The following is a 22,054-nucleotide window of genomic DNA, read 5'->3' as shown; positions in this document are numbered from 1 at the left end:
GTTTATCCTCGGATCGCCCAGAAGGCCAGGTTCAAGCCCGGGAACTGCCCGGCGATATGGAACGCAAAACCGCCGGAATTGCTGAGCTGCTGCCAATGTTCGCTGCCCCGGTCCAGCTCGTAATAGGTGGAGCCGGCGTGGTACGGCAGTTGGCGCGGCGCCACCGGCAGGGGCAGCAGGCCGATGCCCGGCAGTTGCAGGTTGACCAGGTCGCGGATGTGTTCCACCGAGCCGACCTTGCTCTGCTGGCCGAACCGCGCGCGCAGGGTTTCGCCGGGCACATCGGCCCGTACCACGAGAATGAAACTGGCGTTGTCGATCAGGGTCTTGTCGGCCAGCATCGCCACGTGGATGCCGTAGGCTTTCTCCACAATCGGGATTGGCGTGGCCTTGCTGTCGATCAGCATCGACAGCGCCTCACGCAATGCCGCCATCACCGGAGCGAAGCTCAGGGCCAGGTCGTCGTGCTGGTATTGCGGGTATTCCTGGGGGCGACGGCCTGAGGTGGAGAACGTCGAGAACTCGCCGGCCAGGCTGACCAGTTCGCTGAAAAAGCGCTCCGGGTGCAACGGGCTCAACTGACTGAAGTGCTGGATCAGCGGCTGGGCGCGGTTGACCAGTTGCAACAGCATGAAGTCGGCAATCTCCGAGGCGCCGCCCGCGCCCGACGCCACCACACGACCGGCCAGGGCTTCGCCGCGCTGATGCAGCAGGCCCAGCAGTTCGCTGCGAAACGCCGTCAGCGGTTTGCTCGCGGCCACGTCCAGCACCGGCGGGATGTAAGTGTCATCGAGGACCAGCGCGCGGTCGGCGCGTTTTTCCTTGATGCGCACCAGGCCCACGGCGGCGTAATCGCTGATGCCATCCTGGGCGGTCAACAGGCGCAAGGCGCGAGAGCCCACGGCCACCGGCGCGCGGTTCTCGAACGGCGCGTTGTCGTCCCGCACCTCGCGCACCTGGCTCACGTAACGCGCGGCGCCGAGGTCTTCGCCATCGTCGACGGTGTCGCGGGCGCCGGCGCGCTTGAGCGGCAGCGCCAGGTAGACCAGACCGTCGCGCAGGTTGTCATCGATGTTCAGCGGGCTCGGCGCCAAGTCATCCTGGGGAATGTTGAACGGCGTGCCGTCGGGCAACAGGCCACGGGCCGAAACGATCGCCAGCTTGCCCTGGGCCAGCAGGCCCTGGTCGATCAGCAGCTCGGAAAAGCCCCAGGCGCCTGCGGACAACGGGCGGCTGCGGGCGTCGATCAGGTTTTCCAGGTAACGGTCATGCTGCTGGAAGTGCTGCGTTCCGATGAACATGCCTTCCGACCAGACCACGCGATTGTTCCAGGACATGGGGGCTCCGATGACTTCTTATTGGGCAGGGCTGGATGGGGGAACCACGACGTCGGCACGCACGGCGCGCACATCGAGGCTGATCTGGTATTCGGTGTACTGACGCGCAGGCACGTTGATCACCGTGCGCCATTGCGCGCGGTCCAGTTCGCGGTAGCCCACCAACAGCCCGATCTGGCGGGTGGACGGGTCGAGATCGCGCTGGACGCTCAGTTGCTGGCCGGGCTGCACCATGACTTCGTCCTGGTCGAGCAGGTCCAGGCCCAGGGTCGATTGCGCACGGTCAGCCAGTGCGAAGTAATCGGAACGGCTGAAGTTGGCGGCATTTTTCAGTTCGAAAATGCGCACCCGCACTGGCGCGGCCTGGCCGTTGGCAGCGGGGTTGAGCCCGGCAATGGCGTGAAAGTGCAGCTCGACGGCGGCGGTGTCGGCGTCTGCCTCGGCGGTGGCTTCGGGCTTGGCGGCATCCTTGGCACAGGCCGTCAGCAGTAGAAAGGTGGCAACTGCGAGTAAAAACCTGGAAATCATCCTGCGTCCTCAATGACGTATTTAACTATCCGTTGATCCATGGGTGTTGCGGGGTGCGCTAGCGACGCTGTCGTGCGCTGTGCTCTTCGTAGGCCCGGCTGAATTCGCGACCGAACAGGTCCTGAAAGTCGTCCTGGGCCTCGCGGGAAATATTGCTGTAAAGCTCGGTGAACTGCTGCCAGTACTGGGCCTGCCGCGAACCGTTGAAAATGCTCGACAGCCCGCCGGGCTTGCCCATGCGTTCTTCCAGCTGGCCCGGTTCAAAACGGCTGAGCAGGTGTTTGATCGCGGCCTCCACGCCGGCCATCACTGCCAGTTGATGAGCGCGCAGGTCGTCGAAACTGTCGCGTACCGCCGCGTCCGGCGCCATGAACGCCTGATTGCCATGGCGCAGCAACAGCAGCAGGGCTTCATCGGCGTTCGGCGCGAACTTCAAGGGGTTGTTTTCCGCCGGCTGGATCATCGTCTGCTGCATGCGGAACTCGCCCTTGAGGCTGGCGCGGGCACGCAATACGTCGATCAGGCCTTCGACCATCAGCCGGTAACTGCGGCCGATGTTTTCCATCTGGGCTTCGGCTTGCGCGTTGTCCAGGCGCAGCTGGTCGAGGCCCGCACCGCGCAGGAAGGCTTGCAGCAGGTCAGGTTGTCCGGCGGTAACGGCCACCGGGCGCGCGGGCTCCACCACAGGCGGCTGGACGACCGCCACCGGCGGTGACGCAGCAGGCGGGGCCACGGGTGTCGGTGCACTGGCCACCGGCGCCGGTGTGTCGCCAAACAGGTCCCAGTCTTCGGGAATCACCGAGCCCGACACTGTCGGTTTTTCCGCCACAGGCGCTGTTACCGGGGTCGGCGGGCGGAAATCGTGTTGTTCGGACGGTACGTGGTCCGCCACGGTCGGCGGCGGCACGGCGGTTGGGCTGAGGAAGTCGAACAGATCCGGCAGGGTGTCCATCGACGAGGCACCCTGGAACTGCGGCGCGATCACCGGCACAGGCGTGGGTGTGGGTGGGCTCGCCACGGCGCCCATCAGCGCTTCGAAGCTGTTCGGTGATTCGCCGGCGAAGGGCTGGCTTTCAACGGCTTGCACGTTGAAATCGATACGCGCCTGGATTTCGTAGTCACCGATGCGGATCAACTCGCCATCTTGCAAAGGCTCGCTATTACCTCTGCGCAAACGAATACCGGCATTAACCAACTCCACACCGTTGGTGCTGTTATCGGTTAAATAATAACGGCCATCTTTGTATTGAATAACGCAATGTCGAGAGGAGACCAACCGCTCTGGATCAGGCAATACCCAGTCATTATCAGAACTGCGGCCGATCGCCATCGCGCCCTGATTCATGGACTTTTCGGGGCACTGCCCGGGGGTAATCTTGTGATAACTAGTGATAGTCAAACACAGCGACATCTTGCCTCCTTGCTGATACTTCGCGCGCAGTCGATTCCCGGGCAGACCGCTCCCCGAGAAATCCCCACCCGGTCGCCTGAACGACCGTCAAAACCTGCCTATGTCAGCATGATCGCTGATCTTAACTGGCCTCCATGACAAAAATCCTGTCCCGGTGCGCCGTCAGACCCACCAGTCGTACAGGTTGTTAAGCACCGCACATCTGTCACAGAGGGCGAATAGCTTACCTTGACAAGGGATAAGTACTACACCAAAAATGCACAACTTCTTGAATACCAGTGATGGCACAGTAGTGGCATCTTACTTATATGACCAAGAAAACATGCAAAGTTCATTACGCAACTAATGCATGAGTTGCCCGGTATCTAACGGGCTGATAGGGAGATCGATTTCAGTGGATGTGCCGTTGCTGCTCACCGCCGTTTCCGCGACTTCGCCGTGTGGTGAAGACATGGAATATGACGCGCAATTTCTGCAATTGGAGCGTGATGCCAAGGGCCAGCCCGAACGCAGCATGGGCGACTCGATCCTGCCCGCTGAACCACCGGAATGGCGCAGCATCCAGCAGCAAAGCCTCGACTTGTTGCAGCGCAGCAAAGACCTGCGCATCACCCATTTTCTGCTGCAAAGTTCCCTCGCCCTCCAGGGTGTCGCCGGGCTGGCCGAAGTCCTCACGCTGATCGACGCGTTGCTGCGCGAATACTGGGCCGACCTGCACCCGCGCCTGGATGCCGACGACGATAACGACCCCACGGTGCGCATCAACGCGCTGTCCGGCCTGACCGGCGACACGACCATTCGTCTGCTGCGCGAAAGCATCCTCACCCGTTCGCGCACCTTCGGTCCCGTGAGCCTGCGTGCTGCGCTCAACGCCAGCGGCCTGCTGAGCTTCCCCGACGAACAACTCGGCGCCCAGCAACTCAACGCAGCGTTCCTCGACAGCGACCCCGAACAACTGCAAGCCACCCGCGACGCCCTGATTGCGGCGCGCGCGGCCTGCGAAGCCATCGAACAGCAGGTCAACGACCAGGTCGGCTCGGCCCAGGGCGTGGACCTCAGTGCCCTGAAGCAACCGCTCAAACAGGCGTTGCAGCTACTCAATCAAGCGGTGCCCGGCACCGACAGCAGCAGCGAACCCGAGGCCGTCAGTGACGACGATGCCCCCTCGGCCGACTTCGCTGCGGCCCCCGCAGTTGCTCGCCCCGTTGGCGATATCGCCAGTCGCGACGATGTGCTGCGCAGCCTCGACAAGATCCTTGCGTACTACACCCGGCACGAGCCTTCGAGCCCGCTGCCGGTGCTGTTGAACCGGGCGAAGAATCTGGTGCACGCCGACTTCGCGGCCATCGTGCGCAACCTGATTCCCGACGGCATGTCCCAATTTGAAAACCTGCGCGGGCCGGACGGCGAGTAAACCGCCTGACCGTGCAGTAACAACACCGTCGCTCAAGCGACCAGGAGCAGCAACGTGGCGAAGCAAAGTTCTCAGAAATTCATCGCGCGCAACCGTGCGCCTCGAGTGCAGATCGAGTACGACGTCGAGCTTTACGGCGCCGAGAAAAAGGTCCAACTGCCCTTCGTGATGGGCGTGATGGCCGACCTCGCCGGCAAGCCCGCCGAACCGCTCGCGCCCGTGGCCGACCGCAAGTTTCTTGAAGTGGACGTCGACAACTTCGACTCGCGCCTCAAGGCCATGCAGCCGCGCGTGGCGTTCCACGTGCCGAACGAGCTGACCGGCGAAGGCAACCTGAGCCTGGACATCACCTTCGAAAGCATGGACGACTTCAGCCCGGCCGCCGTGGCCCGCAAGGTCGACTCGCTGAACCAACTGCTCGAAGCCCGCACCCAGCTGGCCAACCTGCTGACCTACATGGACGGCAAGACCGGCGCTGAAGAAATCATCATGAAGGCGATCAAGGACCCGGCACTGCTCCAGGCACTTGCCAGTGCGCCCAAGCCTGCAGGGGACCAGTAATCATGACCGACAATACCGCCCGCGAAGGCAGCCAGATCCTGGGTGCCACCGAAGAAGCCAGCGAGTTCGCCAACCTGCTGCTGCAAGAGTTCAAGCCCAAGACCGAGCGTGCCCGCGAAGCCGTGGAAACCGCCGTGCGCACCCTGGCCGAACAGGCCCTGGCGCAAACCGACCTGGTGTCCAATGACGCGATCAAGTCGATCGAATCGATCATCGCCGCCATCGACGCCAAGCTGACCGCCCAGGTCAACCAGATCATCCACCACCAGGATTTCCAGCAGCTGGAAAGCGCCTGGCGTGGCCTGCACTACCTGGTCAACAACACCGAGAGCGATGAGCAGCTCAAGATCCGCGTGCTCAACATCTCCAAGCCGGACCTGCACAAGACCCTGAAGAAATTCAAGGGCACCGCGTGGGACCAGAGCCCGATCTTCAAGAAGATGTACGAAGAAGAATACGGCCAGTTCGGTGGCGAACCTTACGGCTGCCTGGTGGGCGACTACTACTTCGACCAGTCGCCTCCCGACGTGGAGCTGCTGGGCGAGCTGTCGAAAGTCTGCGCCGCCATGCACTCCCCGTTCATCGCTGCGGCCTCGCCGACCGTGATGGGCATGGGCTCGTGGCAGGAACTGTCGAACCCGCGCGACCTGACCAAGATCTTCACCACCCCGGAATACGCCGGCTGGCGCTCGCTGCGTGAATCGGAAGACTCGCGCTACATCGGCCTGACCATGCCGCGCTTCCTGGCGCGCCTGCCGTATGGCGCCAAGACCGACCCGGTGGAAGCTTTCGCCTTCGAAGAAAACACCGACGGCGCCGACAGCTCCAAGTACACCTGGGCCAACGCTGCCTACGCGATGGCGGTGAACATCAACCGTTCGTTCAAGCACTACGGCTGGTGCTCGCGCATCCGTGGCGTGGAGTCCGGCGGTGAGGTGGAAAACCTGCCGGCCCACACCTTCCCCACCGATGACGGTGGCGTGGACATGAAGTGCCCGACCGAAATCGCCATCAGCGACCGCCGTGAAGCGGAGTTGGCGAAGAACGGTTTCATGCCGCTGCTGCACAAGAAAAACACCGACTTCGCCGCGTTCATCGGTGCGCAGTCGTTGCAGAAACCGGCCGAATACGACGACCCGGACGCCACCGCCAACGCCAACCTGGCGGCGCGCCTGCCGTACCTGTTCGCCACTTGCCGTTTCGCCCATTACTTGAAGTGCATCGTGCGCGACAAGATCGGTTCCTTCAAAGAGAAGGACGAGATGCAGCGCTGGTTGCAGGACTGGATCCTCAACTACGTCGACGGCGACCCGGCGCACTCCACCGAAACCACCAAGGCCCAGCACCCGCTCGCGGCCGCCGAGGTGATCGTGGAAGAAGTCGAAGGCAACCCGGGTTACTACAACTCCAAGTTCTACCTGCGCCCGCACTACCAGCTCGAAGGGCTGACCGTGTCGTTGCGCCTGGTATCGAAGTTGCCTTCGGCGAAATCTGCGTAAGTAGCTGTTGAACCGGCTCTTCTGTGGGAGCCGGGCTTTTGTGGGAGCGGGCTTGCTCGCGAATACGATGGGTCAGTCGAAATATCACTAGCTGATCCACCGCTTTCGCGAGCAAGCCCGCTCCCACACAAAGCGACTTCCACACAAGACAAATATCGTGGCACGGGCCACACAGGGAGAAAACATGGCTGTTGATATCTTCATCAAGATCGGCGACATCAAAGGCGAGTCCATGGACAAGGTCCACAAGGACGAGATCGACGTGCTGAACTGGAGCTGGGGCATGGCCCAGTCCGGCAACATGCACGTCGGTGGCGGCGGCGGCGCGGGCAAGGTGAATATCCAGGACCTGTCGCTGACCAAGTACGTCGACAAGGCCTCGCCGAACCTGATGATGCACTGTGCCAGCGGCAAGCACATCGACAAGGTCAAGCTGACCGTGCGCAAGGCCGGCGGTGAAAGCCAGGTCGAGTACATGGTGATCAACCTGGAAGAAGTGCTGGTCACCTCGCTGAGCACCGGCGGTTCGGGCACCGATGACCGCCTGACCGAGAACGTCACCCTGAACTTCGCCCAGGTGATGGTCGACTACCAGCCGCAGAAAGCCGACGGCACCAAAGACGGCGGCGCGATCAAGTTTGGCTGGAACATCCGTTCCAACACCAAGCGCTGATAGCTCGGGTGGCCGTGGCCGCGCGCCACGGCCACCGTGTTTTTGTCCCTCTCGCAACCCGTCCGTGGAGCTGCTTTGGTGATCACTGAAATCGCTTCCCGCGACCGTCTTCAACCGTCCCTGCTGGACCGGCTGACCGACGACGATCCGACCAACCCCAAGGAAAGCGCCGACAAACGTGTGCTGTCCCTGACCCAATTGAAAGCCTCGGTGCTGCGCGACCTGGCGTGGCTGCTCAACACCACCTCGTTGCTCGGCGCCGATGCCACGCTGCATACCCCGGCGGGAACGTCGGTGGTCAATTACGGCCTGCCGGCACTGGCGGGCAACAGCGTCTCCAGCGTGGACATCAAGGCGCTGGAAGCCTTGATCTACCAGGCCATCGCCACCTTCGAGCCACGGATCTTGCGCCACACACTGCGCGTGAAAGCCCGTGTCGGCCATGACGAAATGAACCACAACGCCCTGAGTTTCGAGATCGAAGGCGACCTGTGGGCACAGCCGGTGCCGTTGCGCCTGCTGCTGCAAACCGACCTGGACCTGGAGTCCGGCCATGTGCGCGTGGTGAACGCCGACCAGCGGAGACGCCCATGAATCCGCGCCTGCTGGAGCTGTACAACCAGGAACTGCACCACGTGCGCGAAAGCGCCGCCGAGTTCGCCAAGGAATACCCGAAGATCGCCAGTCGGCTGACCCTGTCCGGCATGGACTGCGCCGACCCGTATGTCGAACGTTTGCTCGAAGGCTTTGCCTACCTCACCGCCCGCGTGCAGCTCAAACTCGACGCCGAGTACCCGACCTTTACCCACAACTTGCTGGAAATCGCCTATCCGCACTATCTGGCACCGACGCCGTCGATGACCGTGGTGCAATTGCAGACCGACCCGGATGAAGGCTCCCTCGCCGACGGTTTCCCATTACCACGCGACAGCGTATTGCGGGCTGCCCTGGGCCGCGAAACCCAGACCTGCTGCGAGTACCGCACCGCGCACCCGGTGACGCTGTGGCCGCTGCAAGTCAGCAACGCCGAGTACTTCGGCAACCCCGCCGCCGTGCTGGGCCGCCTGGCCGCCAGCGAACCGAAGGCCAAGGCCGGCTTGCGCCTGACCCTGCGTACCGGCGCCGAATTGCCGTTCAACAGCCTGGCCCTGGACAACCTGCCGCTGTACCTCAGTGGCGCCGATGAGCAGCCATTCCGCCTCTACGAGCAACTGCTGGGCAACGCCTGCGCGGTGTTCGCACGCAAACCCGGCGGTGACTGGGTGGAACGCCTGCCGCCGGACGCCCTGCGCTCCCGGGGTTTCGACGATGCCGACGCGGCCATGCCGGTCGTCGCACGCGCCTTCCAGGGCTATCGGCTGTTGCAGGAATACTTTGCCCTGCCCCATCGCTTCCTGTTCGTGGAGTTCGCCGAGCTGAGCCGTGCGGTCAAGCGCTGCGACGGTCAGGAGCTGGAGCTGATCGTGTTGTTCGACCGTCACGAGCAGAGCCTGGAAGGCAGCGTCGGCGCAGCGCAGTTCCTGCCGTTCTGCACGCCGGCGATCAACCTGTTTCCCAAACGGGTGGACCGCATCCACTTGTCCGACCGGGTCAACGAGCACCATGTGATCGCCGACCGCACGCGACCGATGGATTTCGAAATTCACTCCCTGAACGGTTTAACCGGACATGGCACCGGCCCCGAACAGCCATTCCTGCCGTTCTACGCGGTGCGCGATCCCTCGCGGTATGGCCGCGACCAGGCGTATTACACCGTACGACGCGAGCCACGGGTGTTGTCCAGCGACCAGCGCCGCAACGGCCCGCGCTCCACTTACGTGGGCAGCGAAACCTTTGTCAGCCTGGTCGACAGCCAGCAAGCGCCCTACCGCCACGACCTGCGCCAGCTCGGCGTGACGGCGCTGTGCACCAACCGCGACCTGCCGCTGTTCATGAGCGTGGGCAACGGCAAGACCGACTTCACCCTGGCCGACAGCGCACCGGTGCTGGCGGTACGTTGCGTGGCCGGCCCCAGTCGCCCGCGCGCCAGCCATGCCCACGACGCCAAGGCCTGGCGCCTGATCAGCCAGCTCTCGCTCAATTACCTGTCCCTGAGCGAACAGGGCCAGGGCGCCGGCGCCTTGCGCGAACTGCTGCGCCTGTATGGCGACAGCAATGACGCGGCCCTGCAACTGCAGATCGAGGGCCTGCGCGAAGTCAGCAGCAAAGCGGTGACCCGGCGCCTGCCGATGCCTGGCCCGATCGTGTTTGGTCGCGGCCTGGAGATCACCCTGGAATTCGATGAAAACGCGTTTCGCGGCACCGGCGTGTTCCTGCTCGGTGCGATACTGGAGCGCTTCCTGGCACGCTACGTGTCGATCAACAGTTTTACCGAGACGGTGATCCGTACCACCGAACGCGGCGAGATCATGCGATGGAAAGCCAAGCCCGGGCGTCGTCCGACCCTGTGAACACACTGGATGCGATGCATCAGGAGCCCTGGGAATACGATTTCTTCCAGGCGCTGCGGCGTATCGAGTGCGAATCGCCGAATTTGCCGCGCCTGGGCCATTCCCTGCGTCTGGCGGATGACCCGCTGCGACTTGGGCAGCAAGCCGATTGCACCTTCGCCCCCGCCACCCTGGCGGCGGTCGATCCCGGCGGCGACGGCAAACCCGCGCGCCTGGAACAGTTCTTTTTCGGCCTCGGTGGCCCCAACGGCCCTCTGCCGCTGCATATCACCGAGTACGTGCGCGAGCGCCAGCGCAACAACGCCGACAGCACCAGCAAACAGTTTCTGGACGTGTTCCACCATCGCCTGCTGAGCCTGTTTTACCGGGCCTGGGCCGAAGCGCGCCCGACCATCAGCCACGACCGCCCGGATGACGACTATTGGTCGGCGCGCCTCGCGGCGTTGAGTGGCCGGGGCATGCCGAGCCTGCTCAACCAAGGGCTGATTCCCGACACGGCGAAGCTGCATTACAGCGGCCACCTGGCGGCGCAAACCCGCTACCCGGACGGTTTGAAGGCGATCCTCAGCGAGTATTTCGGCCTGCCGGTGCAGATCGAAGAATACGTCGGCCAATGGCTGGAGTTGCCCGAGCGCAGCCGTGTCAGCGTGAGCGCCAACCGTCTGGGTGTGGACTTTTGCCTGGGCAGCTTCGTGTGGGACCGCCAGCATAAATTCCGTATCCGCCTCGGCCCGCTCAAGCTCGATGACTACATGGGCCTGCTGCCCGGCCAGCAGCCGTTCAACGAGCTGGTGGCGTGGGTGGCCGAATACCTGGGCCATGAACTGGACTGGGACCTGAACCTGGTCCTGCAACAACCCGAAGTCCCGGCGCTGCAACTCAACGGCCAGTTCCGCCTGGGCTTCAACACCTGGCTCGGCCAGCCCGAGCGAGACGCCAACGACCTAATCCTGGCCCGGCATTACGCCGATCAGGCCACCACCTCAAGGAATCCAGAGCATGGGTGAAATCAGTCGCGCCGCACTGTTCGGCAAACTCAACAGCGTGGCCTACAAGGCCATCGAAGCCGCCACCGTGTTCTGCAAACTGCGGGGCAACCCGTACGTGGAACTGGCCCATTGGTTTCATCAGTTGCTGCAACTGCAGGACTCGGACCTGCATCGCATCATTCGTCAGTTCAACGTGGAGCCGGCGCGCCTGGCCCGCGACCTGACCGAAGCCCTGGACCGCCTGCCGCGCGGCTCGACGTCGATCACCGACCTGTCATCCTACGTGGAGGAAGCGGTCGAACGTGGCTGGGTCTACGGCAGCCTGATGTTCGGTGAAAGCCAGGTGCGCACGGGTTACCTGGTGCTCGGAATCTTGAAGACACCAAGCCTGCGCCACGCACTGCTGGGCCTGTCGTCGGAGTTCGACAAGATCAAGGCCGAAGCCCTGAGCGAACGCTTTGATGAATACGTCGGTGATTCGCCGGAAAACGCCTTGAGCGCCAGCGACGGTTTCAATGCCGGCGCCGTGCCGGGCGAAGCCAGCGGGGCCATGGCCCCGAGTGCGATGGGCAAACAGGAAGCCCTCAAGCGCTTTACCGTAGACCTGACCGAACAGGCGCGCACCGGCAAGCTCGACCCGATCGTGGGCCGTGATGAAGAGATTCGCCAACTGGTGGATATCCTCATGCGTCGCCGCCAGAACAACCCGATCCTCACCGGCGAAGCTGGCGTGGGCAAGACTGCCGTGGTCGAAGGCTTCGCGCTGCGCATCGTCGCCGGCGACGTGCCGCCAGCCCTGAAAGACGTGGAATTGCGCAGCCTCGACGTAGGCCTGCTGCAAGCCGGCGCCAGCATGAAAGGCGAGTTCGAACAGCGCCTGCGCCAGGTTATCGAAGACGTGCAGGCCTCGCCCAAGCCGATCATTCTGTTTATCGACGAAGCCCACACCCTGGTGGGTGCCGGTGGTGCAGCGGGCACCGGTGACGCGGCCAACCTGCTCAAGCCGGCCCTGGCGCGCGGCACCTTGCGCACCGTCGCCGCCACCACCTGGGCCGAGTACAAGAAGCACATCGAGAAAGACCCGGCCCTGACCCGTCGCTTCCAGGTGGTGCAGGTGGCCGAACCGTCGGAAGACAAGGCATTGCTGATGATGCGTGGCGTGGCGTCGACCATGGAACAGCATCACCAGGTGCAGATCCTCGACGAAGCGCTGGAAGCCTCGGTGAAGCTATCCCACCGCTACATCCCTGCGCGCCAGTTGCCGGACAAATCCGTGAGTTTGCTGGACACGGCCTGCGCCCGCGTCGCCATCAGCCTGCACGCAGTGCCGGCGGAAGTGGACGACAGCCGTCGCCGCATCGAGGCCCTGGAAACCGAATTGCAGATCATCGCCCGCGAGCATGCCATTGGCATTGCGATTGGTGCGCGTCAGACCAACACTGAGGCGTTGTTGAGCACTGAGCGCGAGCGCCTGGCGACCCTGGAAAGCCGTTGGGCCGAAGAGAAGGCCCTGGTGGACGAGCTGCTCGCCACGCGGGCAACCCTGCGCGAAAAAGCGGGCGTGGTGGACAGTGCTGCCGGTAACAACGAGAACGACGAGCTGCGCGCGCAATTGGTCGATCTGCAACAGCGCCTCAGCGCCCTGCAAGGCGAAGCACCGCTGATCCTGCCAACCGTGGATTACCAGGCCGTGGCCTCGGTGGTCGCCGACTGGACAGGCATTCCGGTGGGCCGCATGGCGCGCAACGAGCTGGAGACGGTGCTCAACCTCGATAAGCACCTGAAGAAACGCATCATCGGCCAGGACCATGCCCTGGAGATGATCGCCAAGCGCATCCAGACTTCCCGCGCCGGCCTCGACAACCCGAGCAAGCCGATTGGTGTGTTCATGCTCGCTGGCACCTCGGGCGTGGGCAAGACCGAAACCGCCCTGGCCTTGGCCGAAGCCATGTACGGCGGTGAGCAGAACGTGATCACCATCAACATGAGCGAGTTCCAGGAAGCCCACACCGTGTCGACCCTCAAGGGCGCGCCACCGGGTTATATCGGCTACGGCGAAGGCGGTGTGCTGACCGAAGCGGTACGGCGCAAACCCTACAGCGTGGTGCTGCTGGACGAAGTGGAAAAAGCCCACCCGGATGTGCATGAGATCTTCTTCCAGGTCTTCGACAAGGGCGTGATGGAAGACGGCGAAGGCCGGGTGATCGACTTCAAGAACACCCTGATCCTGCTGACCACCAATGCCGGCACCGAGCTGATTTCCCACGTCTGCAAAGATCCGGCGAACATTCCCGAGCCGGAAGAGATCGCCAAGGCCCTGCGCCAGCCGCTGCTGGAAATCTTCCCGCCAGCGTTGCTCGGCCGCCTGGTGACCATTCCGTACTACCCGCTGAGCGACGAGATGCTCAAGGCGATCACCCGCTTGCAGCTCAACCGCATCAAGAAGCGCGTGGAGAACACCCACAAGGTGGCCTTCGATTACGACGACGCGGTGGTCGACCTGATCGTTTCGCGCTGCACCGAGACCGAAAGCGGCGGGCGCATGATCGACACGATCCTCACCAACAGCCTGCTACCGGACATGAGCCGTGAATTCCTCACGCGCATGCTGGAGGGCAAGGCGTTGGCGGGGGTGCGGATCAGCAGTCGGGATAACGAATTGCACTACGCCTTCAGCGACGCCGAATAACTATTGTTGGAATGCGGTCAGTGTGGGAACTGGCTTGCCTGCGATAGCGGTCTGACATTCAACATTGATGTTGACTGATACGCCGCTATCGCAGGCAAGCCAGCTCCCACATTCGAGCCGGTTCCGTCAGTGACAACGGTATTTACGGGACAACCGATGCTATTCAACCAAGCCTCACGACTGGCCAAGATCACCAGCCCCCTCGGGCCGGATGTGCTGCTGCTCAATGAAATGGGCGGCGGTGAAGAGCTGGGGCGGCTGTTCAATTACGAGCTGCAACTGACGTCCCTGGACGCCAACATCGACCTCAACCAGTTGCTCGGCAAGCCCATGAGCGTGGGCCTGCAACTGGCGGACGGCGGTGAGCGGCACTTCCACGGCATCGTCGCGCGGTGCAGCCAGAACATCGACCAGGGCCAGTTCGCCAGTTACCAGGTGACCCTGCGCCCGTGGCTGTGGCTGCTCAGTCGCACGTCGGACTGCCGGATTTTCCAGAACCTGAGCATTCCGCAGATCATCAAGCAGGTGTTCCGCGACCTGGGCTTTTCCGACTTCGAAGACGCGCTGAGCCGCCCGTACCGCGAGTGGGAATACTGCGTGCAGTACCGCGAGACCAGTTTCGATTTCGTCAGCCGCCTGATGGAACAGGAAGGCATCTACTATTTCTTCCGCCACGAACAGGACCGCCATGTGCTGGTGCTGGCCGATGCCTACGGCGCCCACACCACGGTGCCGGGCTATGCGTCGATTCCGTACTACCCCAAGGACGAGCAGCAGCGCGAACGCGACCACATGCACAACTGGCACCTGGCGCAGGAAGTACAACCGGGTTCGCTGGAGCTCAACGACTACGACTTCCAGCGCCCCAGCGCCAGCATCGACGTGCGTTCGGCCATGCCGCGCCCGCACACCGCCGGCGACTATCCGCTGTACGACTATCCCGGTACCTACGTGCAAAGCGAGGACGGCGAACACTACGCGCGCACCCGCATCGAAGCGCTGCAAACCCTGCATGAACAGATCGAGTTCGCCGGCAATGCACGCGGTCTGGGCTCGGGGCATTTGTTCAGCCTGACCGGCTTCAGCCGCCAGGACCAGAACCGCGAATACCTGATCGTGGGCTGTCGCTACTACATCGTTCAGGAAAGCCTGGAAAGCGGCAGCGGCGCAGGCGGCGCGCAGTTCGAAAGCAGCCTGACGTGCATCGACGCCCAGCAAAGCTTCCGCCCGCTGGCGAGTACCCACCGACCCATCGTCAAAGGCCCGCAGACCGCGTTGGTGGTCGGCCCCAAAGGCGAGGAAATCTGGACCGACCAGTATGGCCGCGTGAAAGTGCACTTCTACTGGGACCGTCATGACCAATCCAACGAAAACAGCTCGTGCTGGATTCGTGTGTCGCAGTCCTGGGCCGGCAAGAACTGGGGCTCGATGCAGATTCCACGGATCGGCCAGGAAGTGATCGTGAGCTTCCTTGAAGGCGACCCCGATCGGCCGATCATCACGGGCCGGGTGTACAACGCCGAGCAGACCGTGCCTTACGATCTGCCGGAAAACGCCACCCAGAGCGGCATGAAAAGCCGTTCGAGCAAAGGCGGCACGCCGGCCAACTTCAATGAAATCCGCATGGAAGACAAGAAGGGCCTGGAGCAGTTGTATATCCACGCCGAGCGCAACCAGGACATCGTGGTCGAGGTGGATGAGACCCATGCGGTGGGGCATGACCGCACCAAGAGCGTAGGCCGCGACGAAACCGTGACCATCGGCTCGACGCGCCTGCGGGCGGTGAAGGATTACGACATCCTGGTGGTGGGTGACAAAAAGACCGACAGCATCAGCAAAAGCTACGTGATCGAAGTGGGCGAAAATCTGCGCCTGGTCTGCGGCGAAAGCGTGCTGGAGCTCAACGCCAGTGGCCAGATCAACCTGACCGGGGTGCAGATCAGTTTCTATGCCAGTGGCGATGCCGAATTCAATACCGGCGGCGTGCTGCACTTGAACAACGGCGGCGGTGCCGGCGCCTCGCCCGAGGGCCAGGGGGTCAAGGCCAGCATCGACTCCAGCGTCAAAGCCATGTTCCCGCCGCCCAAGAGCCCATCCTGACGAGACCTGTTTTCCATGACGTACCGCATCAACGAATTCCAGTTTCAACTGCCGGCGACCGAGTTGCAGGACGCGACGATCAATATCCTCAAGTTCCCCGAACTGGGCACTTCATTGATCATCAGCCGCAGCCTGCTGGCCGACGGCGAAACCCTGCACAGCAATTTCAAGGACCAGCTCGAACGCCTGGAAAAACAGGTGCAGGACCTGCGTTGCCAACCCAGCGTCAGCGTGCGCCTGGGCACGGCCCAGGAGATCGAGGGCATCGAGCTGCGCAGCCAGTTCAACAAGGGCAATGACAAGGTGTTCCAGTATCAGTTGGCACTGGTGATACCGGGTACGCGCAAGATGCTTGCGCTGAGTTATGTGAAGGCGGAAAAACTCGGGGATGCCGAGGCTGCGCACTGGGCCTTGATCAAAAACTCGCTGTCGTTCGACGCTATCTCCTGATGAGCCGCCTGCATGTCTGACGCGCTCTGGGCAGCCCGGATGGGCGACGCACTTTCCCACACCTCGATGATGGCCGACATCCTCGGCGGTGTGCTGGAGGTGGCGGCCAACATCGCGATCACCGCCGTGGCGACGGCTGCGGTGGTGGCCGCCACCGGGATCACTGTCGCCACCGGCGGGCTTGGCTGCTTCCTGTTGGGCGCCGTGGTAGGCACGATTGTCGGCCTGGCCATGAGCAAGACGGGGGCGGACAAGGGCCTGACGAATTTATGCGACAGCTTCAGCAACGCGCTGTTTCCGCCCACGGTGCAGGCGAACATTCTGACCGGCTCCACTGACACCCTCACCAACAACATTCCGGCGGCCCGCGCCGCCGGCGCGATCAGTTCCCACGTCGCGCCAGCGGGCACTGAGTTGGAAGAGCCCGCGCCGGAACCCAGCTACCTGGACATGGCCGAGAGCTTCTTCTCGCAGATGTGGCGCCCGACCGTCGCCACGCCTGCGCCTGGCGCTGTGCCCAAGCCGCTGGACATGGTCACGTGCATGAAGCATCCACCGATGCCGCCGCAGTTTCTGGCCGAGGGTTCGGACAAGGTCACGATCAACGGCCAGCCGGCGGTGCGCAGTGGTGACCGCAGCACCTGCGATGCGACGGTGGTGTCGTCGGGGCTGATCTCTTCCAACGTGACCATCGGCGGCGGCTCGGTGGTGGTGCGCGAAATTCGCAGCGGCAAGACCCCGGGCGTCGGCCTGGCGGTCACGGCGCTGCTGATGCTCAAGGGCGGCAAGGGCAAGTTCTTCAGCAAGCTGCCGTGCATGCTGATCGGCGGGGCGACCTCAATGGCCGTCAGCAGTGCCATGGGCGCGCTGGCCAACGCGGCGCTCGGCTCGTCGAACCCGGTGCACGCCGCCACAGGCGCCAAGGTGCTGGGTGATGTCGAAGAGCTGGATTTCGTGCTGCCCGGCATCCTGCCGATCGACTGGCAACGCTTCTACAACAGTCGCGATGAACGCCCGGGCGAGCTGTTCGGCGCCGGCTGGAGCGTGCCCTATGAAGTGTGCGTGGAAATCCGACCCCATCCTGAAGGCGGTGAGACGCTGATCTATACCGACGAACAGGGCCGCGCCATCGATATGGGCTGGATTGCCTTGGGCGGCGCCGTGTTCAGCGCCGGTGAAGGGCTGGCGGTACGGCGCCACCTCAATGGGCAGTTGCTGATCGAAAGCGACGATGGCCTGTACCGTTTGTTCGAACCCACGGCCAACCCGTCGCGGCTGCGCCTGAGCCAGTTGGGCGACCGCAACGACAACCGGATCCATGTCGACTACGACGACGGCGGACGCCTGGTGCGGCTGCGCGACACGTTTGATCAGGTGCAGGTGGAGTTGATCCGCGATCAGGGCCGACTGGCACGCATTGAACGCCTGTATCCCGACCAGCGTCGCGAAGTGCTGGTGAGCTATGGCTTGGACGCAGCGGGGAGCTTGACTGAAGTACGCGATGCGACCGACCAGGTGCAGCGCCGCTTCGCTTACGACAGTGGGCGCCGGATGGTGGAGCATCAACTGCCCAGTGGATTGCGTTGTTTTTATGAGTGGGCGCTGGTTGAAGGTGTGGAATGGCGTGTGGTCCGGCACTGGACCGATGACGGCGACGCCTATCAGTTCGACTATGACCTGCAAGCCGGCCTTACGCGCATCACCGATGGTTTGCAGCGTGTCAGCACGCGGCAGTGGAACACTCAGCATCAGATCACGCAGTACAGCGACACCCTCGGCCAGACCTGGCGCTTTGAGTGGAACGACGAGCGCCAGTTGCTCAGCGCCACCGACCCCCAGGGTGGGCGCTATGAATACAGCTACGATGAGGCCGGCAACCTGATCGGCGAGACCGACCCGTTGGGCCGCAGCGATTCGACCCAGTGGCTGGAGCATTGGGCCTTGCCGCTGGTGGAAGCCGATGCCGCCGGCAACAGCTGGCAGTATCGCTACGATTCGCGCGGCAACTGCATTGCCGAGACCGATCCGCTGGGCTACATCACGCGCTATCGCTACGACGACCACGGCCAGGTCGTGGAGATCATCGACGCCACCGGAAAAAGCAAAAAGCTGCGCTGGAACCCGTTCGGGCAACTGGCCGAGCACATCGATTGCTCGGGTTACCCCACCCGCTTCGGCTACAACGAGCGAGGCTACTTGCAGGTCATCATCGATGCCCTTGGCGAGCGCACGCAGTTCAGCTACGACGCCCAGGGTCGCTTGCTGGGCACCCAGCTTCCGGACGGGCGCACCGAGCACTACCAACGCAATACCGGCGGCCAACTGGTCGCCTACACCGACCCCGTCGGGCACACCACGCTTTACCAGCACAACCGCCGCGGCCTGGTCAGCCAACGCACCGACGCCCATGGCCGGCAGGTGCAGTTCGGTTACGACAGTTACGGGCGGCTGCAGGCCCTGATCAACGAAAACGGCGAGCGCTATCGCTTTGCGTGGGATGCCGGCGATCGCCTGGTCGAACAGCAGGACCTGGACGGCAGCGCCAAGCGTTACCGCTACGATGCGCTGGATAACATCACCGAAGTCACCGCTGTTCCGGCGCCGTACGGCACAGGCCTGTCGCTGGTGCCGGAGGCGCCGCCCGCCCCTATCGTCCATCGGCTGGAACGCGACGCAGTGGGCCGGCTGATCGCCAAGACCACCGACGATGGCCGCACCGAATACACCTATGATGAAGTGGACCAACTGACTGCCGTCACCTTCACCGACGTGCAGGGCAATGCCCAAGCCCTGGGTTTCGCCTATGACGCCATCGGCCAGCTACGCGCCGAACAGAGTGCGGCGGGTGGTCTGGAACACCATTACGACGAACTGGGCAACCTGATCCAGACTCAACTGCCGGATGGCCGCTGGCTCAATCGCTTGTATTACGGCAGCGGCCACTTGCACCAGATCAACCTCGACGGCCAGGTAATCAGCGACTTCGAACGCGACCGCCTGCATCGCGAAGTCCTGCGTACCCAGGGCCAGCTCAGCACCCGCAGCGAATACGACCGCAGCGGCCGCCTGCGCGCCCGCCACCGTCGTCACGCCAGCCAGCCTTCGCTGCTGCCGGCGGCGGCGCAAAAACAATTCGACTATGACCCCGCCGATAACCTGATCGGCAAACTCGACCAGCAACCCACCGGGCAACACCGCCAACTGCTGCACTACGACGCCACCGGCCGCATCATCGCCAGCCAGGACAACCTGCACGGTCAACGCGAAACCTTCGCCTACGACGCGGCCGCCAATCTGTTGGATGGCCCGCAAACCGGCGCAGGGCTGGTGGTGCACAACAAGCTGCTGACCTATCAGGACAAGCGTTATCGCTACGACGCCTTTGGCCGCACGATTGAAAAGCGCAGCGCCAGGCGAGGCGTGCAACGCTTTGCCTATGACGCCGAAAGCCGCTTGATCGAAGTGCGCAACGATGACGGCAGCGTCGTGCGGATGACGTACGACCCACTGGGCCGTCGCATCGAAAAAACCGTGCACGGCAGCGATGGGTATCCGCTGGGCGAGACTCGATTCGCGTGGGATGGCTTGCGGTTATTGCAGGAGCAGAAGCACAGCCAGACCAGCCTGTATGTCTACGACGATGATGGCTACGACCCCCTTGCCCGGGTCGACGGCAGTGGCCCGTTGCAGAAGATTCGCTACTACCACAACGACCTAAACGGGTTGCCCGAACAACTCACCGAAGTGGATGGGCACAGCGTCTGGCACGCCACGTATCGGGTGTGGGGCAACACGCTGGAAGAGGTGCGCGAGCCTTACTACATCGAAGAGCAGAACCTGCGGTTTCAGGGGCAGTACCTGGATCGGGAGACGGGGCTGCATTTCAATACGTTCAGGTTTTATGATCCGGATGTGGGGCGGTTTACGACGCCGGATCCGATTGGGTTGGCAGGGGGCATCAATAACTACCTCTATGCCGACAACCCCTTCGGATGGATCGATCCGTCAGGGCTGACATGTGGAGGCAGTGGAAAGGTCCACGGCAACAGTCATGCGAGCAAAAACCCTAATCACGTCTACGTTATTGTTGATACAAGAACAGGGCGGATGATGAAGCCGGGAATCAGCGGGCGTCCGCTAAATAAGAACGGTACATCACCTCGTGCCAACCAACAGGTCAATGTTCTAAACATACCCCAACCTGGGCGTTACAAGGCAGTGATTGTCGAGAAGAACAAAACACGGATTCAAGCAAAAACGACGGAGCAAAAAATCACTGACAAGCACGCGGCAAGAAACAACGGCAACATGCCTTCACCCATTCACAAAAAACCACTGCCGCAGGTTGACACAAGAGATGGCTATCTTAAATTGTATGGCACACCTGATAATCTTTAATTTTTTATAGCGAACATTGCAATGAATCTTAATCTTCTGACCTTGCAAGAAAGTGATATATCCGCAAAGCGTGATGGCATTCGCGTACGTCAACTAAGCCATCATATTACTCAGATATTCATGGAGCTATTGCCCAAAATCGAAATAAATGGGAGTAGTAAAATTGTTGTTTCCTTAGGCCCGCGCGGTGACGAAGATTTATTTGATAACGTGCTAGGTGTCACAAACATTTTCATAGAAAACTTCGACTTTGATAATTTCCTCTCCATGAACAGGGTCAATCAGGACAAACAGTTACTGGAGGAGCTACGCCAAGCATTAATTGCGATTGCAACTAAAAGAGAAAAAAATTCTACAACTGTAAATATTATTAATTCGACGGCTGACGCAGTATTGCAAAGTCATTTTGAGCTAGAGACACAAATTAAAAAACTATCAAAATCCAGCAAAGACAAAAAACGCAAATTTAGCGTCTACAGGATTTTTAATTCTGCAGTCGGTGAAGGTTGGTATTGTAAAGAAGACAGCAATCAAAAGGAAAAAACCTGGATGCACGAGCTTCCCAGCTTTATTGATCGACAAGACTTTTTTAAAACTGCAGAAATAAATGAAAACGGCTATCACGTCAAGAATCGACTAGGGAAAATAACATTTGAGATATTGTTTTAGAAAATAACTTTTTCTTCAACAATTAACATCACACTTAGGCACGCAGGTCTACTTCAGAGAAAAACAAAAATCTCAATCCGAAAAGACTTGCAATCATGGCTAAAACAAAGAGTCATTTCCGGCTCCTGCGAACACAGCCAAAATGGCCCAAAAGAATAGAATGGGGCGAACCGCTGGTGTTGTGGAGTAATTCAACATCAGCGATGTAAAGCCGAACTGGTACACGGGGCAAAAGTCACTATAGAAACTACAGGGCCGCGGCCAAAGCGCTAGGCGTCAAACCGAGCAAAATCAAATCCTGTACCTATAAAGAGGCCGCTGCATGAAAACCCTCAAGGCACCTAAACCGGGCGATCTTTTCTACATCCCATTCAGATGAGCCAGGGTTTGTGATTGCCCGCTACATTGAGCTCATCCCTCCTGCACTGGGACATCTGATTGAGGTTTTCGCGAAATTCCACACACAAATACCGACCTCTATCGGAGAGGTGGACACCTCAAAACGTCTGTTTCGACCGATTTTCTGCAGCATGCGTTTTTCAGATATCCCTCGATGGAAGATTCTTTTCAGTGATCCGGACTACAAAAAATCCTCCTCAGGATATGACAGGATTCAATTCGCGTTTGAGTCGAAAATCTGGACTGGCGGTGTAAGCAAACCAGCATCTGAGGAGCAATTGGCGAATATTGAACCATCTACTTGCTGGCGCATGAATCACATTATCTTCCGAGTAATTGCCCATCTGCGTGGGGCACTAACGGAGGATGAGCCCATGGACTATGAGCGCCTGCCCCACGATTTACGCATAAATAGCGTTACTGCCTCAGAGCGAGTAAACAAGTCCGCACTCCATGCGCAAGAATTATTTGAAGCCCAATAAAAAAT

Annotated in this window: 16 protein-coding genes; 13 read left to right on the top strand and 3 right to left on the bottom strand. The window is 61.4% G+C overall.

Annotated features, from left to right (window positions below; all coding sequences use genetic code 11):
• Positions 1 to 2 precede the first annotated feature (2 nt).
• From tssK to tagH, 3 genes are read right to left on the bottom strand one after another with little or no spacing between them, the layout of a single operon-like run.
• On the bottom strand, positions 3 to 1,337 hold the full coding sequence (tssK, locus tag ACW9IB_RS04160; RefSeq protein ID WP_457412492.1) for a type VI secretion system baseplate subunit TssK: 1,335 nt from the start codon (positions 1,335 to 1,337) through the stop codon (positions 3 to 5).
• A gap of 18 nt (positions 1,338 to 1,355) precedes the next feature.
• Entirely contained in the window at positions 1,356 to 1,865 is a 510-nt protein-coding gene (gene tssJ / locus ACW9IB_RS04155; protein ID WP_457364805.1) for a type VI secretion system lipoprotein TssJ, read from the bottom strand.
• A gap of 58 nt (positions 1,866 to 1,923) precedes the next feature.
• Entirely contained in the window at positions 1,924 to 3,276 is a 1,353-nt protein-coding gene (gene tagH, locus ACW9IB_RS04150; RefSeq protein WP_457412491.1) for a type VI secretion system-associated FHA domain protein TagH, read from the bottom strand.
• 394 nt (positions 3,277 to 3,670) lie between these two features.
• Here tagH and tssA point away from each other — a divergent pair, with 394 nt between their 5' ends.
• The 13 genes from tssA (at position 3,671) to ACW9IB_RS04085 (ending at position 22,049) form a co-directional block, all read left to right on the top strand.
• Positions 3,671 to 4,690, top strand: coding sequence for a type VI secretion system protein TssA (tssA, locus tag ACW9IB_RS04145; protein ID WP_457412490.1), 1,020 nt, complete (start codon positions 3,671 to 3,673; stop codon positions 4,688 to 4,690).
• Positions 4,691 to 4,744: 54 nt separating this feature from the next.
• Positions 4,745 to 5,251, top strand: coding sequence for a type VI secretion system contractile sheath small subunit (tssB, locus tag ACW9IB_RS04140; RefSeq protein ID WP_010207547.1), 507 nt, complete (start codon positions 4,745 to 4,747; stop codon positions 5,249 to 5,251).
• A gap of 2 nt (positions 5,252 to 5,253) precedes the next feature.
• Positions 5,254 to 6,750: a type VI secretion system contractile sheath large subunit gene (gene tssC / locus ACW9IB_RS04135; RefSeq protein ID WP_248748435.1), complete on the top strand. Its 1,497-nt coding sequence runs from the start codon at positions 5,254 to 5,256 to the stop codon at positions 6,748 to 6,750.
• A gap of 184 nt (positions 6,751 to 6,934) precedes the next feature.
• On the top strand, positions 6,935 to 7,423 hold the full coding sequence (locus ACW9IB_RS04130; protein WP_457364802.1) for an Hcp family type VI secretion system effector: 489 nt from the start codon (positions 6,935 to 6,937) through the stop codon (positions 7,421 to 7,423).
• A 78-nt stretch (positions 7,424 to 7,501) separates the two neighbouring features.
• Positions 7,502 to 8,017 (top strand): type VI secretion system baseplate subunit TssE, encoded by a 516-nt coding sequence (tssE, locus tag ACW9IB_RS04125; RefSeq protein ID WP_457364801.1) that lies wholly within the window; start codon positions 7,502 to 7,504, stop codon positions 8,015 to 8,017.
• Positions 8,014 to 9,873 carry a type VI secretion system baseplate subunit TssF gene (gene tssF, locus ACW9IB_RS04120; protein ID WP_457412488.1) on the top strand — a complete coding sequence of 620 codons (1,860 nt, stop codon included), beginning with the start codon at positions 8,014 to 8,016 and terminating at the stop codon, positions 9,871 to 9,873. The genes tssE and tssF overlap by 4 nt, the downstream gene beginning before the upstream one ends.
• A complete protein-coding gene (tssG, locus tag ACW9IB_RS04115; protein ID WP_457412487.1) occupies positions 9,837 to 10,880 on the top strand; it encodes a type VI secretion system baseplate subunit TssG in 1,044 nt (347 codons plus the stop codon). The genes tssF and tssG overlap by 37 nt, the downstream gene beginning before the upstream one ends.
• Positions 10,873 to 13,551: a type VI secretion system ATPase TssH gene (tssH, locus tag ACW9IB_RS04110; protein WP_457412485.1), complete on the top strand. Its 2,679-nt coding sequence runs from the start codon at positions 10,873 to 10,875 to the stop codon at positions 13,549 to 13,551. Before tssG ends, tssH begins: the two co-directional genes overlap by 8 nt.
• Positions 13,552 to 13,707: 156 nt before the next feature.
• Positions 13,708 to 15,651 (top strand): type VI secretion system Vgr family protein, encoded by a 1,944-nt coding sequence (locus ACW9IB_RS04105; RefSeq protein ID WP_457412484.1) that lies wholly within the window; start codon positions 13,708 to 13,710, stop codon positions 15,649 to 15,651.
• A gap of 15 nt (positions 15,652 to 15,666) precedes the next feature.
• The gene (locus ACW9IB_RS04100; protein ID WP_457364796.1) at positions 15,667 to 16,101 is read left to right on the top strand and encodes a DcrB-related protein; all 435 of its coding nucleotides are present in this window, start codon (positions 15,667 to 15,669) and stop codon (positions 16,099 to 16,101) included.
• A 12-nt stretch (positions 16,102 to 16,113) separates the two neighbouring features.
• Complete coding sequence (locus tag ACW9IB_RS04095) at positions 16,114 to 20,499, top strand: RHS repeat-associated core domain-containing protein (protein ID WP_457412482.1); 4,386 nt, start codon at positions 16,114 to 16,116, stop codon at positions 20,497 to 20,499.
• A gap of 21 nt (positions 20,500 to 20,520) precedes the next feature.
• Entirely contained in the window at positions 20,521 to 21,168 is a 648-nt protein-coding gene (locus tag ACW9IB_RS04090; protein WP_457412481.1) for a hypothetical protein, read from the top strand.
• A 389-nt stretch (positions 21,169 to 21,557) separates the two neighbouring features.
• Positions 21,558 to 22,049 (top strand): hypothetical protein, encoded by a 492-nt coding sequence (locus tag ACW9IB_RS04085; protein WP_457412480.1) that lies wholly within the window; start codon positions 21,558 to 21,560, stop codon positions 22,047 to 22,049.
• The last annotated feature ends 5 nt before the right edge of the window (positions 22,050 to 22,054 follow it).

The sequence above is a fragment of the Pseudomonas sp. SDO524_S393 genome (assembly GCF_054071875.1).
Note: the sequence above shows the minus strand (reverse complement) of the source record. Positions and strands in the feature narration are given on the sequence as shown.

Bases quoted from the DNA above. Each gene is read 5' to 3' on its own strand.
- tagH (WP_457412491.1), bottom strand. From the start codon at position 3,276: ATGTCGCTGTGTTTGACTATCACTAGTTATCACAAGATTACCCCCGGG.
- ACW9IB_RS04090 (WP_457412481.1), top strand. From the start codon at position 20,521: ATGAATCTTAATCTTCTGACCTTGCAAGAAAGTGATATATCCGCAAAG.
- tssH (WP_457412485.1), top strand. From the start codon at position 10,873: ATGGGTGAAATCAGTCGCGCCGCACTGTTCGGCAAACTCAACAGCGTG.
- tssF (WP_457412488.1), top strand. From the start codon at position 8,014: ATGAATCCGCGCCTGCTGGAGCTGTACAACCAGGAACTGCACCACGTG.
- tssJ (WP_457364805.1), bottom strand. From the start codon at position 1,865: ATGATTTCCAGGTTTTTACTCGCAGTTGCCACCTTTCTACTGCTGACG.
- ACW9IB_RS04130 (WP_457364802.1), top strand. From the start codon at position 6,935: ATGGCTGTTGATATCTTCATCAAGATCGGCGACATCAAAGGCGAGTCC.
- ACW9IB_RS04100 (WP_457364796.1), top strand. From the start codon at position 15,667: ATGACGTACCGCATCAACGAATTCCAGTTTCAACTGCCGGCGACCGAG.
- tssK (WP_457412492.1), bottom strand. From the start codon at position 1,337: ATGTCCTGGAACAATCGCGTGGTCTGGTCGGAAGGCATGTTCATCGGA.
- ACW9IB_RS04105 (WP_457412484.1), top strand. From the start codon at position 13,708: ATGCTATTCAACCAAGCCTCACGACTGGCCAAGATCACCAGCCCCCTC.
- tssG (WP_457412487.1), top strand. From the start codon at position 9,837: ATGGAAAGCCAAGCCCGGGCGTCGTCCGACCCTGTGAACACACTGGAT.
- ACW9IB_RS04095 (WP_457412482.1), top strand. From the start codon at position 16,114: ATGTCTGACGCGCTCTGGGCAGCCCGGATGGGCGACGCACTTTCCCAC.
- tssC (WP_248748435.1), top strand. From the start codon at position 5,254: ATGACCGACAATACCGCCCGCGAAGGCAGCCAGATCCTGGGTGCCACC.